Raw genomic sequence first — 13,594 nt, 5'->3', positions numbered from 1 at the left:
CCTGATACTGCGAAGAGCCGGGGCCTCCCCGGCTCTTCCGTCTTGACCGCCAGCGATGGACGAGTGGCCCTCACGGTCCTGTTTCGTCGCGGACGGCGGCACATCAGAAGCCGGCAAACGGCCAGACTGACAAAGACCGGGCGGGGCATCCAGGGGCGGATGCAACCGTGGCCGGCCACCGGACGAGAGGGGCTTCGCCCGATGCCAGAACCCAGACCGGGTCCACTCAGCCGTCTCAACCTCAACTGGTTGGGGCTGCTTCCCTTCGCGCTGTTCGCGCTTCTGTTCCTGATCCTGCCGACGATGAAGATCGTGGTCGGGGCATTCCAGACGCCGGATGGCAGCTTCACGCTCGACAACATCTATGGCCTCAACACCGAGTCCATCGTCTCCTCCTACTGGGTCTCGATCCAACTCAGCCTGATCACGGCTTTTCTGGGCTGCCTGATCGGCTTTGCAATGGCGGCGGCGGTGATCCTGGGCAAGTTGCCCGGCAAGGTCCGCAGCGGACTGATGACTTTTTCCGGGGTCGCGTCCAATTTCGCCGGTGTTCCTTTGGCCTTTGCCTTCCTGGCAACGCTCGGGCCGGTTGGCCTCGTGACCATCTGGCTGCGCAACGAGTTCGGCATCAACCTGCGCGCCATGGGCTTCAACCTGTTGTCCTTCTGGGGGCTGGTCGTCGTCTATCTGTTCTTCCAGATCCCGCTGATGATCCTGATGATCGCCCCGGCGCTCGACGGCCTGAAGCGCGAGTGGCGGGAGGCAGCCGAGATCCTCGGTGCCTCTGCCTCGCAGTACTGGCGCATGGTGGCGCTGCCGATCCTGTTTCCGGCCCTGCTGGGTACCTTTGCCCTCCTGTTCGCCAATTCCTTCGGCGCCATCGCCACGGCCTTCGCCCTGACCGGACCGCAGCTCAACATCGTGCCGATCAAGCTCTATGCGCAGATCCGTGGCGATGTGCTGGGCAACCCGCATCTGGGCTATGCGCTGGCCTTCGGCATGATCGTCATCACCGCCCTTGCCAACGGGCTCTACATCTGGCTGCGGGTGCGCAGTGAAAGGTGGCTGAAGTGACCCGTCTTCTCGCCTGGAGCGCCCTTGTCCTGGGGTGCGTCTTCTTCGCGCTGCCGCTTGTCGGCATGACCGAATTCTCGATGCGGATGCTGCGCGAGGGCTATTCCTTCGAGGCCTACCGTGTCGTGCTCGTGGACGAACGGTTCCAGCTGACCTTTTCGTATTCGGTGCTGATGGCGCTGGCGACAATTGTGGTGGGCATGGTCCTGGTGGTGCCGACAGCCTACTGGGTGCGGCTGCGCCTGCCGGCGGCCCGGCCGTGGATCGAGTTCATCACGTTGCTGCCGCTGGTGATCCCGGCGATTGTCATCGTCTTCGGCTATATCCGCCTCTACAACACATCGTCCTGGCTGCCGCTGACCGGGTCGACGACCGGCACCAACATTCTCCTGATGTTCGGCTATGTCACCCTGTCACTGCCCTACATGTACCGGGCCGTGGACACGGGCCTGCGGACCATCGACGTGGCAACCCTGACCGAGGCAGCGCTCAGCCTTGGGGCCGGCTGGGTGACGATCCTGAGCCGGGTGATCCTGCCCAACGTGCTTGTCGCGGTTCTGTCCGGCGCCTTCCTGACCTTTGCCATCGTCATTGGCGAGTTCACCATGGCGGCGCTGCTCGACCGGCCGGCCTTTGGTCCCTTCATGCAATTGCTTGGCGCAAACCGCGCCTATGAACCGGCGGCACTGGCCGTGATAGCCTTTGGTATCACCTGGGCCTGCATGGCCCTGATCCAGCTTGCAACCCGCTTCTCCAAACACATACAGGTGCAACGCTGATGGCTTATCTCGAGCTGAAGAACCTGAAGAAATCCTTTGGCCCGACCACGGTCGTCAAGGATTTTGACCTGTCTGTCGGGCAGGGCGAGTTCATCTCGCTGCTCGGCCCCTCGGGCTGCGGCAAGACCACGGTGCTGCGCATGGTCGCCGGCTTCGAAATACCGACGTCCGGGTCGATCGTCATCGACGGTCAGGATGTGACCCGGGTGAAGCCGAACGGGCGCAACATCGGCATGGTGTTCCAGGCCTATGCGCTGTTCCCGAACATGACCGTGGCACAGAACGTTGCCTTCGGCCTCAAGATCAAGGGGATGGGACGGGCCGACATCGATGCGCGGGTGCGCGAGATGCTCAAGCTCATCGGTTTGCCGGATCTGGGCAATCGCTTCCCGTTCCAGCTTTCTGGCGGCCAGCAGCAGCGCGTTGCGCTGGCGCGTGCCCTTGCGCCGAGCCCGCGCGTGCTGCTTCTTGATGAGCCCCTGTCGGCGCTCGATGCCAAGATCCGCGTCAGCCTGCGCACCGAAATCCGCGAGATCCAGCGCGAACTCGGCATCACGACCATTTTCGTGACGCATGACCAGGAAGAGGCGCTGTCGATGTCGGACCGCATCGTCGTCATGTACGGCGGCGTGGCCGAGCAGGTCGGCAATCCGCACGAGGTCTACAACCGGCCGCGAACCCGCTTCGTCGCCAACTTCGTCGGAACGCTGAACACGCTGGATGCAACCGTGCGCGATGCCGATGCCGGCACCCTGACCATGGCCGGTGTCGACCTGACACTGCCGGAGGGCGGATTGCAGGCCAAATCCGGTGAGCGGCTTACCGTCGCATTGCGCCCGGAAGCGGTGCAACTCGGGCGCGGAACCGACACCGACATCGTTTTGCCCGGCAGCATCGAGGATGTGCATTTCATGGGCTCGGTCATCCGCCTCAAGGTGGCAGTCGCCGGCTCATCCCTGTCACTCGATACCTTCAACCGCTCCGACATGCCGCCGCCGGCCGTTGGCGCCGCCATCGAAGTGTCCCTGTCGCCGAAAGACCTTATCGTCCTGCAGGGGTGAGTGTTTTCGCACTTGATTCAAAGACAACGCCGGCCAATTGGCCGGCGTTCAAACGTCGTACAGCACCTCTCCCGTCTTCCCGGGCGCAGCGAAGCGGAGACCCGGGACCGGAGAGTCACGGTCTGTTCGGTCTTTACTCTGTGATATGTCTAGACCTTGGCTCTCCGGTCCCGGCTCGAGCTGACGCTCGTCCGGGATGACGCCGGGGAGGCTGAAGTTTATTGTCAAAATGAACGCCGTCGTTTGATCGTGGTTGCCGTTCAACGAGCTTAGCCCCGTGACAGCATCCAGTTGAGGATCAGGCGCCAGTCGGTCATGCGGATCGGGGTGCCGTGGGTGCCGGTGTCGAACAAGGTGAAGCGGACGGGGTAGCCGGGTGCTGCCTTGCGGATCTGCTCGTAGAAAGCGACCTGCTTCTCCCAGTCATAGACATTGTCCCAGCTGCCGTGGCCCATGTAGAGCGGAACATTGTTCTCCGCCTTGCGCAGGGTTGCCGACTTCAGGAAGGCATCGTCCTTCGAGGCGCCAAACAGCAGCACGCCGGACAGTTTGCGCGCCTGAGCCGGATCCTTGAGGAGGTTCCAGCACAGGATGCTGCCCATGGATCCGCAGGCGACAAACGTCTTGGCGCGCGGCGAACTGGCCCTGTAGGCATCGATGATCGCGGCGACATCCTCGGTGCCCTTGGCCCCGAAGTCGGTGAAGCCGGCCGAGATGTAGACGCCGCCGTTGCGGGACATCAGGTTCTTGATGCGGTTGAAATTGCCGCCGAAGGTCAGGTCGTTCATGCCCTGGAAGCGGTTGCCGCCCTGGCCATGCACGTAAATCACGACGATCGAGGCGCCTCCTTCCGTCTTGCCGGTAGCCATGTATTTCACGGCACGGCCATTCGCCTTGAGTTCCAGGTCAGCCTGGCTGGATGTGGGATGGAAGGAGACGTAGTTGCCCCAGACCTCACGCTCCGGCTCCTTGTCGCGCTCATGCAGGTCGCGTGCCTTGATGTATTCCACCACCTCGTAGGTGCCATCGTCGTTGCTGGAGATCAGGCGTGGATAGGCAAAGAGGCTGTCCTTGTAGGGCGGCAGGCTCTGGGCGCTGGCGGGCCCGCACAGGAGCGTGAACCCGGTGAGGGCGGCAAGGCCGTAGCGCAAGCCGGCGGAAAGGAGAGCACGCATGACAAGGTTCCTTGTGTGCCGGTTCGCGGCAGTTTCCCCAGACATACCCAAGCGCGGCAAGCCGTGCAAACGCTCAGAAACGCAATGCCGACATTCAAGCATTTACCCGCCCGCAAAGGTGTTGTTTACACATTGCGGTACACCGGATTTGTCGCTTGTGGAAAACTTTGACTGGAACCTTGTCAGTTTTACGGCTGAGCCGCTCCAGGCTGTCTCCCGAAAGCTCGCAAATTATTACAGGTAAATGCATTTTGCGGCGAGTTATCGATTTGTTAACCATGAACTATTGAAACTCTGAGGACGAGAAGTCGCCAGCAGAAGGCCAACGGCTTCCGATCCAGGAGACCCACCGATGCCCGTAATTTCCTTCGCAAACGCCAAAGGTGGTGCAGGCAAGACCACCGCGGCGCTGCTCCTGGCGACAGAAGTCGCCGAACGGGGGAAAACTGTCACCATATTCGACGCCGATCCGCAGCGCTGGATTTCCAACTGGTCCGATCTGCCCGGTCGTCATCCCAATATTTCCGTCCAGAGCCAGTTGTCTCCTGCAACGATCACCGAGCAGGTGCTCGAGGCCACCCAGACAAGCGACTATGTGATCGTGGATCTGGAGGGTACGGAGAACCTCATGGTCGCAAATGCGATCTCCGTATCCGACCTTGTCGTGGTGCCGATCCAGGGCTCGTCGATGGACGCGCGGGGCGGGGCAAAGATCCTGCGTCTCATCAGCAAGCTGGAACAGATCGTCCGGCACGATATTCGCCATTGTGTCGTCCTGACCCGGACCAATGCCGCCGTCACCACCCGGGCGCTGAAAGCTGTGCAGGACCACCTCGCCGTCAGCGGTATCGATGTGATGATGACCCCGATCATCGAGCGTGCGGCTTACCGCGATATGTTCGAGTTCGGCGGTGGATTGGCCAATCTCGATCCGCGCACGGTGACCAACCTGGAAAAGGCGCGCGAAAACGCGGCCCTGTTCGCAGCCGAAGTGCTGGAGCGGGTGCAGGTGCGGCAGACGCGGCGCTGGTACGACTGGTTCAAGAAGGCTTCGTGAGCGCCGTAAGGGGGCGAGGCATTCTCGCCTTCACGGCCGGTTCAAGGACCTAGCGAATATAAAACGAGGCCCGGCCGCAAACGGCCGGGCCTCGCTGTCTTTCGCAGCCGACCTACGGGGCGAACTCTCTTCGACTGAGGGTAGGGACATCACTCGAGGAGACGGGCGGCAACGAAATGCGATGGCGGCTTCCTGGGGAAGTTGCCGGTTTCGAGAATGCGGAAGCCATGCGCCGCGATCTGGCGGTCCAGGGCCTCCTGGCGGAGAAAACTGACGTGCGGTGCCTTGCCGAACAGCTTCATCGCGCTAACCAGCGGGCGGAAGATAAAGGACGCATCGCCAAGGCAGACGGTCTTTGAGATGAACATGCCGCCGGGACGCAGCTTGCTGGCAACCTGCGCCAGCACCGCATCAAGGTCACGGACGAGGTGCAGCATGTTGAAGGCGAGCACCGCATCAAAACGGGCCGCCGGCAAATTTGTTCCGTCAGGGCCTGACGGCTGAAAGATCACGTTCTGCGCGGCATCTGCCTGCTTCAGCTTCTGCCGTGCGATGTCGATCATGGCCGGAGAGAAATCCGTAGCCGTGATGTGGCCGACCGACGGCGCCAGCAACAACGCCGTCGAGCCCGTGCCGCATCCTAGTTCGAGAACCCTGTCGCTGGGCAGCAGACAGCTGCGGGTTCGCTCAAGCGTATATTCATAGGACGCCATGTCCTTGATCGGATCGCGGGCATATTTCTGTGCGATCCGATCCCAGAAGATCATGTCCCGGTTCGGCGTCGTGCGGTTGATTTCAGAACTTGCCTTGGTCATGAGCCTTGTTTACCGACATGCAAAAAAATATGAAATTGCGGATTTTCGTACAGTTGGTATGCGTAGCTGCATGAATTGGACAAAGCTCACCTTTGACTGGAACCAGGCCCGTGCCCTCGTCGCGGTTGCCGATCTCGGCTCGCTCTCGGCGGCGGCGAAAGCGCTCGGGCTGACCCAGCCGACGATCGGTCGCCAGATCTCGGCGCTTGAGGCGGAACTGGGGGTGGTTCTGGTCGAGCGCAGTGGCCGGTCCCAGACGCTGACGGCCTCGGGCCGTGAGGTATTGGAAGCCGCACGGGCGATGGCGGAAGCGGGCCTGCGGCTCAGCCTGGTTGCCTCGGGTCATGCCCAGGCCGTCGCCGGGCCGGTGAGCATCTCGGCCAGCGACATGTTTGCGCATTACGCTTTGCCCCCGGTGCTGCGACACCTGCAGGCCATCGCACCAGCATTGGAAATTGACGTAATTGCCTCGAATGAAATCAGTGACCTGAAACGGCGCGATGCAGACATCGCGATCCGCCATGTCCGTCCCACGGGAAATGAACTGTATGCACGGCTCGTGCGGGAGGCGACTGCGCATCTTTATGCCGCGCGGAGCTATCTCGACCAGACGGGCCGTCCGGGTTCAGTGGCGGATCTGACCGGGAAGACATTTGTCGGCTTTGGCAACAGGGCCGAGATGGTGCACTACTTGGCAATGTATGGCATCAGCGCTGCGGAGAGCGATATCCGGTTCAATTCCGCAAACGGGACAGTTGCCTGGGAAGCTGTACGCAAGGGGCTTGGCTACGGCTTCATGGCAGTCGACTTTGCGCGCGGGCTGACCGAAGTGGAGCCGGTGCTTGCGGACGAGATTGTGGTGAAGTTCCCGATCTGGCTCGTCACCCACCGGGAACTGCACACCAGCCCGCGCATCCGTCTTGTCTTTGACGTTCTGGCAAAGGCGCTGGAAGCACGCCCCTGACGGGATCAGCCGCCGGACTGCCAGACCCTGATCGCCTCGATCGGGCTGATCAGCATGATCACATTGAGGGTCAGGTTGTCGCGGATCACCCACAGGGCGGCAAGCTCGAAGACAAGGGCCAGAAGCACCGTTACCCAGACGGGCACCCGCGCGGCAAAGGCGAAGCCGGCGAGCATCCAGAGGATATCGAACACCGAATTGAGGACGCTGTCGCCGGTGTAGCCGACAGCAATCGTCGCCTCGCGGTAACGATCGATGATCCAGGGGCTGTTTTCCGTGATCTCCCAGGCGGCCTCGATGAGGATCGCGATGAGCGCGCGTTCCCCGACCGGGCGGGCGCGCAACATCAGCCACAGGACCCAGTAGAAGATCATGCCGTGAATGATATGCGAGGGCGTGTACCAGTCGGCGATGTGCTGGGAACTGCCCGCGACATCGGACGCCGGGGTCCAGAGCTTGATCTCGCCGCAGGCGCAGATCGGAAGACGGCCCATGGCGAGCAAGATGATGGCGGTGAGAGCGATCAGGCCAAGGCCGGTGAGCCAGATGAGACGTTGGGACAAGAAACAAACCGATGCTGGAGACGACAACACCCTCGTGGCGCTCCGGGCTGCCGCAGGGCTGGCCGTGGCGGGGCTACCCGGCTATGCATCTCTAACGCGGCAAATCTGTGCTGGCAAATCCGCGCTTTCCTGACTATTTCCTTGGCACCAGACCCGAACCAGACGAAGCGGTCTCCGGCATGGGTCATCCCATGGGCGGAAGAGGCCGTGCTTTTGGGCGTTCCCGCCCCAAGGAGTTTCCGCATGACCACGGCTGCTGCGCCCTATCTCGCGCGCCGAACCTTTGCGATCATTTCGCATCCGGATGCCGGCAAGACGACGCTGACCGAAAAGCTGCTGCTGTCGGGTGGCGCCATTCGCGCGGCGGGCCAGGTGCGCGCACGCGGCGAGCGCCGGCGGGCCCGTTCCGACTGGATGAAGATCGAACAGGAACGCGGGATTTCGGTGTCGTCCTCGGTGATGACCTTCGAGCGCCGTGGCATCATCTACAACCTGCTCGACACGCCGGGCCACGAGGACTTTTCCGAAGACACCTACCGCACGCTGACCGCCGTGGACGCCGCGATCATGGTCATCGATGCGGCGAAGGGCATCGAAACCCAGACGCGCAAGCTGTTCGAAGTCTGCCGCCTGCGGGATATCCCGATCATCACCTTCGTCAACAAGATCGACCGCGAAGGACGGCACGCGCTGGAAATCCTCGACGAGATCCAGGAGGCGCTGGCGCTGGATGTGTCGCCGATGACCTGGCCGGTGGGCATGGGATCCGACTTCTTCGGCGTCTACGACGGCAAGAAGCACCTGTTCTGCACGTCGGACGGTGAACGTGGCGGCCCCTACACCCAGGCCAAGCCGGTCAGTGGTCTTGAGGATCCGATCCTTGTCGATACGGTCTTTGACCGGGTTCTGGCCGAGCTGTCGGAAAACGTCGAACTCGGCGAGGCGGGCTATGCTGCGTTCGACCCGGAAAGCTTCCTCGAAGGGCATCTAACGCCGGTGTTCTTCGGCTCGGCGCTGCGCGACTACGGTGTCGAGGACCTGCTCGACTTCATTGCTGAACATGCGCCGGCCCCGCATTCACAGCCGGCGACAGGTGGCCGTGTCATTGCGCCGGACGAGCCGGATGTGACCGGCTTCGTGTTCAAGGTTCAGGCCAACATGGACCCCAAGCACCGCGACCGCATCGCTTTCGTGCGCCTGTGCTCGGGCACCTTCAAGCGCGGCATGCGGCTGAAGCATGTGCGCGCCGGCAAGTCCATCGCCGTCTCCGCGCCGATCTTCTTCTTTGCCGAGGAACGCGAGATTGCCGAAGAAGCCTTTCCCGGTGATGTGATCGGCGTGCCGAACCATGGCCAGTTGCGCGTGGGCGACACGCTGACCGAAGGCGAGGAAATCCACGTCACCGGCCTGCCGGCCTTTGCCCCGGAAGTCCTGCGCCGCGTGCGCCTGTCCGACACCATGCGGGTCAAGCAGATGCGCCAGGGACTGCAGGACCTGGCCGAAGAGGGCCTGGTGCAGATCTTCAAGCCGGATCTCGGCTCGAACTGGATTGTCGGCGTCGTCGGCATGCTGCAGTTGGACGTGGTGATCGACCGGCTGAAGAACGAGTACTCGACCGAGATCGGCTTCGAGACCGTTCCTTATACAACGGCACGCTGGATCGAGTGCGCGGACCCGCTGAAGCTGCAGAAATTCATCGAGACCAACCGCATGAGCGTCGCCCTCGACCGCGATGACAAGCCGGTGTTCCTGTTCAAGAGCAACTGGGAAGTGAACTATATCGGCGAGAAGAACCCGGACATCGGCTTCCGCGAAACGCGCGAGATCGTGCACACGCATTAAGCCCAGATGCCTCGACAGCGCCGCCGCACAGGTTTTGCTGCGGGACAGGATCGAACTCCCTTGCGCCTGACATTTGCCGAAAAGCGGCTTAATGTCGGGCTCGACAAGGGGGGCGGAATGTTCGACCAGATCTACCAGCGCCGGCTGAAAGCCGACATCGAGACCTGGATCGCGCGCGGCTGGGTCAGCCGGGACGCGGCCGGTCACATCCTGGCCGAGGCTGGAAAAGGCGATGGCCGCAGCCGGTTGCCGATGGCGCTGGCAGGCGTCGGTGTCATTTGCGTTGCCCTGGCAATCACCGCCTTCATTGCCGCCAACTGGGATGGCATTCCCCGGGCTGTCCGGCTGTTTGGTATTGCCGCGATGGTGATCGGAGCAAATCTTGCTGCCGCCCGCGCCGCAGCCCTGGGCCGCCACGGGATTGCAGACCTTGCCACGGCCTTTGCCGCGCTGGTCTTCACGGGCGGCCTGTCCCTGGTGGGGCAGATCTACCACCTGCCGCAGGACTGGACCGCCGGCGCGCTGCTGATCACCTTCGGCAGTCTTGCAGCAGCCTGGCTCGGGCAGTCCCGTATGACACTGGCATTTGCTGCCGTGGCTGCAATCATGTGGCAGGTTCTGGCGGCCGACGCGCATCCTGCGCTCGGGCTTGGCGAGGGAATCTTGAGCCTTTGCCTGATCGTCGCCATCGGGGCGCATGCCATCCGCTTTCCGGCCCGGCTGTCCCGCTGGGGCGTGATCCTGCTCGCCTATGTTGTCTACGGTCGCTGGCTTCTCATGGCGGCCGAGCAGGGCGCACGCGAGGAGGGGGTCCTGTCGATTGGTCTGTCCGCCTTGCCGGCGGGGATCATCCTGCTGGCTGTGGCCCTCGAACGCGGCAGCGGCTCGGGTTCCCGCTTCGCCAGGTGGGGCGGCGGGGTGAGGCTGCTTGCCCGTTCGGCGAGCGAGGCGTCTCTTTTGGTCCTTCTGGCGCTTCTTATCATCACGCTGGTTGTCGCCCTTGACGGTGCAAATCCGTTGCCGGCCTCGGTCTATCTTGCCGTCCCGGTTGGTCTGGCGCTGGTGCTGATGCTGGTGGGGATCGGGGTGCTGATCCCCGTGGCCCGGCAGGACCTCGCAGCGCTGTTGGTTCTTCTGGCTGTGCCCGGTGCTGTTGTTTGCGTACTGATGGTGGTCTCGGCCCCGCATCAGGTTGTCCTGACTGCAGCACTCGGACTGGCTGTTTCCGTTGGCATAGCCATGGTCGGTGTCGTGTCGCACCAGTCGTTCTGGACGCTGGCGGGCCACGGCGCCTTCACGGTGCTGGCGCTGTGGTTGCTGTCTGAAACGATTGGCAGCCTGCTCGGACAGGCCGTCTTCTTCCTTGTGGCCGGTCTTGTGTTGATCGGCATGGCCTTGATTACCGCCCGCAGCCTCAAGGCAGCCGCGCGTCGGGACGCTCTGAAGGCAGGTGCAGCATGACGATGGCATCGCAGACCGGGACGGCCGGTCCGGTTGGCGCAATCCGGTCAATGCTGGCTGCGCCTTACCTGCGCTGGGGCCTGATCATCCTGCTGCAACTCTTGCTCATCGGCCTGCCCTTGGCCGAGCGGGCGAGCGTGCATATGTTCGGCCAGGAGGTGCGGCTTGAAGTCCGTCCGGTTGATCCTCGGGACCTGCTGCGGGGCGACTATGTGATCATCAACCTCGCGATCACGCAGCTGGATTCAGCCCTGCCGGGCCTCGAGCAGGAGATCCGGACTGGCGAGACGGTCTATGTCGAGCTGGCCGCTGATGAGGGAGGCCTGTTCCAGCCTGTTGCGGTTCATCGTGATGCCGGCATGGCCAAGGGACCAGTGATCGCCGGAACCGCCGAGTACACCCGCCGGCCCGGGACCGCGCTCAACGTCAACTATGGCATCGATGCATTCTTCGTTCCCGAGGGGGAAGGGCTCGCCATCGAGACCACGGCTCCGGAGCGTATCAACCTTGTGGTTTCGCTGGATAGAGCCGGGCGCTCGGCTCCTTTGCGGCTGCTTGTCGATGGCCGGGAGATCCTCAGCGACGCCGGCTTTTGACCCGGACCGCTGACACCTGTATGAGGGGCCCCCGAACCTCCAATCCAAGAGACCTGCCGCAATGACCGATCCGGTGCTTGAGACCCTGCTGCTGCCGCTGGAAAATGGCACCTTCGACCTGCCGGACGCGCCGCAGCGGATCCTGTTCCTGCGCGCCCGCATGGGCAAGGATCTCGGGCTGCTCGACAAGTCCCGTCTCGACCTGGTGCAGAGTTTCGCCCCCGACCGCGAGGCGCTGGCCGCCGGCGGCTATGAAGCGCAGCCCGAGTGTGGTGGCGAAGGCTACAGCCTGGTGCTGCTGCTGCCGCCGCGCCAGAAGCAGGAGGCGCGGGCGCTCATTGCCGAGGCGTTCCGCCGTGTGGCGCCGGGCGGCCGCGTTGTCCTGTGTGCCGCCAATACCGAAGGCGCCAAGGCGTTCGAAAGTGATGTCGAGGCGCTGGCCGGAGCGCTTGAAGGCAAGCAGTCCAAGGCCAAGTGCCGTGTGGTCTGGGCGATCCGCGATGATGCGCGGCTGAATGCCTCGCTGCAGGCAGAGTGGGCCGAGGGCGATGCGCCGCGTCCGATCCTGGATGGCCGCTTCGTCAGTCGCCCGGGCCTGTTTGCCTGGGACCATGTCGATGCGGCGACAGAGCTTCTCGTCCGAACGCTGCCTGTTGGCCTGTCCGGCATCGGTGCGGATCTGGGCGCCGGCTTCGGCGTGTTGACGGCCGGGGTGCTGGCCCGGTGTCCGAAGGTGGCTGCGCTGGACCTCTATGAGGCCGAGAAGCGCGCGCTGGATCTGGCGCGTCAGAACCTGGCTGCCGAGGCCGCACCGCGTCACTTGCAGTTCTTCTGGGCCGACGTCACCAAGGGGCTCGGCCGGCCGCATGATTTCATTGTCATGAACCCGCCGTTTCATCAGGCGACCAAGGCCGACCGGACCGATGTCGGCCATGCCTTTATCCGCGCCGCCGCCAAGGGACTGAAGCCTGGTGGCAACCTGTGGATGGTCGCAAACCGCCACCTGCCTTACGAGGGCGTCATCAACGAGGTCTTCGCCGAGATGACCATTGTCGCCGATGAAGGGGGCTTCAAGGTCATCCATGCGCGCAAGGCCCGCGGCAAATGAGGCTGGTGAAGCTTCTGGCCAATCTCGGCTACGGCACGCGCAAGGAGATCCAGACGGTCATTCGCAACGGCTGGGTCACAGACCGCGCGGGCAATGCGCTGAAACCGGACGCCCGCAACGATCACGACGACATCCTGTTCGACGACGAGCCACTGGATCCGGCGCAAGGCATGGTGCTTCTGCTGAACAAGCCTGTCGGCTACACCTGTTCCACCAAGGATCAAGGCAAGCTGGTTTATGATCTCCTGCCTGACCGGTTTCGCTATCGCAAGCCGGTGTTGTCGACAGTTGGCCGGCTGGACCGCGAGACCTCCGGCGCACTGCTGTTCACCGATGACGGGACACTGCTGCATCGGATCATCAGTCCGAAGGCCGAGGTGCCCAAGGTATACGAAGCCATGCTGGACCGGCCCCTGAAGGGCGACGAGGGCGTGCTGTTTGCCTCGGGCGGCATGATGCTGGAGAGCGATGACAAGCCGTTGAAGCCGGCCGAACTGGAAGTTCTGGGCGAGAAACACGCCCGCCTCACGTTGCACGAGGGCCGCTATCATCAGGTCCGCCGCATGTTCGCCGCCACCGGCAACCACGTGAACGCTCTTGCCCGCATCAGGATCGGCAACCTCACGCTGGAGGGCCTGGAGGAAGGCAAGTGGCGGCTGCTGGATGCCGGCGATCTGGCGAAGGTGTTCGGGGAGTAGGCGGAAGGGCTGCCGAGGGCGAATTTTAAGCGGTTGAGGTCGATTGGCATTTGCCAATCGACGCGCGGTTCTGCATCCTTCAGTGCAGGAGGCAGGCAATGGCCCAAAGCACGATCGACCTTGAGTTTGTACTGCGCCAGCAACAGCAGGTGCTCGACGAACTGCGCCTCTTGCGCAAGGACGTGTCCGACATACGCTCGCTTGCGGTGCAGACCGTTGAATACAGCCGCCGGATTGAACGGCGAGTGAGCGAGACTCGCGATGACATCGAGGTCATGCTCAAGGCGGAGCTCAGCGGTCGGCTCGCACACCTCGAGACAACCATCGGAGGCCAGTTGATGACCTTCTCATCCCGAATCGACGAAGCGGTTGCCGGACTTGCTTCGCCGAACTCCTAAGCC

General features: G+C 63.0%; 14 protein-coding genes. 11 read left to right on the top strand and 3 right to left on the bottom strand.

The genetic code is table 11. From position 1 onward, the window contains the following. Positions 1 to 201: 201 nt before the first annotated feature. The 3 genes from ACTIFE_RS09130 to ACTIFE_RS09120 are packed head-to-tail and all read left to right on the top strand — an operon-like array spanning position 202 to position 2,914. Positions 202 to 1,074: an ABC transporter permease gene (locus ACTIFE_RS09130; RefSeq protein ID WP_439528842.1), complete on the top strand. Its 873-nt coding sequence runs from the start codon at positions 202 to 204 to the stop codon at positions 1,072 to 1,074. After that, complete coding sequence (locus ACTIFE_RS09125; protein ID WP_439528841.1) at positions 1,071 to 1,853, top strand: ABC transporter permease; 783 nt, start codon at positions 1,071 to 1,073, stop codon at positions 1,851 to 1,853. The genes ACTIFE_RS09130 and ACTIFE_RS09125 overlap by 4 nt, the downstream gene beginning before the upstream one ends. Then, the gene (locus ACTIFE_RS09120; RefSeq protein WP_439528840.1) at positions 1,853 to 2,914 is read left to right on the top strand and encodes an ABC transporter ATP-binding protein; all 1,062 of its coding nucleotides are present in this window, start codon (positions 1,853 to 1,855) and stop codon (positions 2,912 to 2,914) included. The genes ACTIFE_RS09125 and ACTIFE_RS09120 overlap by 1 nt, the downstream gene beginning before the upstream one ends. 269 nt (positions 2,915 to 3,183) lie before the next feature. Here the strand turns inward: ACTIFE_RS09120 and ACTIFE_RS09115 are convergent, their stop codons facing one another. Next, positions 3,184 to 4,089, bottom strand: coding sequence for an alpha/beta hydrolase (locus ACTIFE_RS09115; protein ID WP_439528839.1), 906 nt, complete (start codon positions 4,087 to 4,089; stop codon positions 3,184 to 3,186). Between the two features lie 352 nt (positions 4,090 to 4,441). Here ACTIFE_RS09115 and ACTIFE_RS09110 point away from each other — a divergent pair, with 352 nt between their 5' ends. Then, positions 4,442 to 5,146, top strand: a complete 705-nt coding sequence (locus ACTIFE_RS09110; protein WP_439528838.1) for an AAA family ATPase — start codon at positions 4,442 to 4,444, stop codon at positions 5,144 to 5,146. A 149-nt stretch (positions 5,147 to 5,295) separates the two neighbouring features. Here ACTIFE_RS09110 and ACTIFE_RS09105 read toward each other — a convergent pair whose 3' ends face one another. Beyond that, positions 5,296 to 5,961: a class I SAM-dependent methyltransferase gene (locus tag ACTIFE_RS09105; protein WP_439528837.1), complete on the bottom strand. Its 666-nt coding sequence runs from the start codon at positions 5,959 to 5,961 to the stop codon at positions 5,296 to 5,298. Positions 5,962 to 6,031: 70 nt separating this feature from the next. Between ACTIFE_RS09105 and ACTIFE_RS09100 the strand changes: the two genes are divergently transcribed. Then, positions 6,032 to 6,925: a LysR family transcriptional regulator gene (locus tag ACTIFE_RS09100; protein WP_439528836.1), complete on the top strand. Its 894-nt coding sequence runs from the start codon at positions 6,032 to 6,034 to the stop codon at positions 6,923 to 6,925. A gap of 5 nt (positions 6,926 to 6,930) precedes the next feature. Here ACTIFE_RS09100 and ACTIFE_RS09095 read toward each other — a convergent pair whose 3' ends face one another. Further along, entirely contained in the window at positions 6,931 to 7,488 is a 558-nt protein-coding gene (locus ACTIFE_RS09095; RefSeq protein ID WP_439528835.1) for a DUF2585 domain-containing protein, read from the bottom strand. 243 nt (positions 7,489 to 7,731) lie between these two features. Here ACTIFE_RS09095 and ACTIFE_RS09090 point away from each other — a divergent pair, with 243 nt between their 5' ends. From ACTIFE_RS09090 to ACTIFE_RS09065, 6 genes are all read left to right on the top strand, one after another. Next, positions 7,732 to 9,330, top strand: coding sequence for a peptide chain release factor 3 (locus ACTIFE_RS09090; protein WP_439528834.1), 1,599 nt, complete (start codon positions 7,732 to 7,734; stop codon positions 9,328 to 9,330). Between the two features lie 60 nt (positions 9,331 to 9,390). Next, entirely contained in the window at positions 9,391 to 10,791 is a 1,401-nt protein-coding gene (locus ACTIFE_RS09085) for a DUF2157 domain-containing protein (protein ID WP_439528833.1), read from the top strand. Next, positions 10,788 to 11,387, top strand: coding sequence for a GDYXXLXY domain-containing protein (locus ACTIFE_RS09080; protein ID WP_439528832.1), 600 nt, complete (start codon positions 10,788 to 10,790; stop codon positions 11,385 to 11,387). The genes ACTIFE_RS09085 and ACTIFE_RS09080 overlap by 4 nt, the downstream gene beginning before the upstream one ends. A 61-nt stretch (positions 11,388 to 11,448) precedes the next feature. After that, a complete protein-coding gene (locus ACTIFE_RS09075) occupies positions 11,449 to 12,495 on the top strand; it encodes a class I SAM-dependent methyltransferase (protein ID WP_439528831.1) in 1,047 nt (348 codons plus the stop codon). Continuing rightward, positions 12,492 to 13,193, top strand: coding sequence for a pseudouridine synthase (locus ACTIFE_RS09070; RefSeq protein ID WP_439528830.1), 702 nt, complete (start codon positions 12,492 to 12,494; stop codon positions 13,191 to 13,193). Before ACTIFE_RS09075 ends, ACTIFE_RS09070 begins: the two co-directional genes overlap by 4 nt. 98 nt (positions 13,194 to 13,291) lie before the next feature. Continuing rightward, positions 13,292 to 13,591 (top strand): hypothetical protein, encoded by a 300-nt coding sequence (locus tag ACTIFE_RS09065; RefSeq protein ID WP_439528829.1) that lies wholly within the window; start codon positions 13,292 to 13,294, stop codon positions 13,589 to 13,591. Positions 13,592 to 13,594: the final 3 nt, after the last annotated feature.

This window comes from Pannonibacter sp. (assembly GCF_051860505.1).
Lineage (GTDB): Bacteria > Pseudomonadota > Alphaproteobacteria > Rhizobiales > Stappiaceae > Pannonibacter.
Note: the sequence above shows the minus strand (reverse complement) of the source record. Positions and strands in the feature narration are given on the sequence as shown.

Bases quoted from the DNA above. Each gene is read 5' to 3' on its own strand.
- ACTIFE_RS09080 (WP_439528832.1), top strand. From the start codon at position 10,788: ATGACGATGGCATCGCAGACCGGGACGGCCGGTCCGGTTGGCGCAATC.
- ACTIFE_RS09120 (WP_439528840.1), top strand. From the start codon at position 1,853: ATGGCTTATCTCGAGCTGAAGAACCTGAAGAAATCCTTTGGCCCGACC.
- ACTIFE_RS09070 (WP_439528830.1), top strand. From the start codon at position 12,492: ATGAGGCTGGTGAAGCTTCTGGCCAATCTCGGCTACGGCACGCGCAAG.
- ACTIFE_RS09105 (WP_439528837.1), bottom strand. From the start codon at position 5,961: ATGACCAAGGCAAGTTCTGAAATCAACCGCACGACGCCGAACCGGGAC.
- ACTIFE_RS09075 (WP_439528831.1), top strand. From the start codon at position 11,449: ATGACCGATCCGGTGCTTGAGACCCTGCTGCTGCCGCTGGAAAATGGC.
- ACTIFE_RS09090 (WP_439528834.1), top strand. From the start codon at position 7,732: ATGACCACGGCTGCTGCGCCCTATCTCGCGCGCCGAACCTTTGCGATC.
- ACTIFE_RS09115 (WP_439528839.1), bottom strand. From the start codon at position 4,089: ATGCGTGCTCTCCTTTCCGCCGGCTTGCGCTACGGCCTTGCCGCCCTC.
- ACTIFE_RS09065 (WP_439528829.1), top strand. From the start codon at position 13,292: ATGGCCCAAAGCACGATCGACCTTGAGTTTGTACTGCGCCAGCAACAG.
- ACTIFE_RS09130 (WP_439528842.1), top strand. From the start codon at position 202: ATGCCAGAACCCAGACCGGGTCCACTCAGCCGTCTCAACCTCAACTGG.
- ACTIFE_RS09100 (WP_439528836.1), top strand. From the start codon at position 6,032: ATGAATTGGACAAAGCTCACCTTTGACTGGAACCAGGCCCGTGCCCTC.
- ACTIFE_RS09110 (WP_439528838.1), top strand. From the start codon at position 4,442: ATGCCCGTAATTTCCTTCGCAAACGCCAAAGGTGGTGCAGGCAAGACC.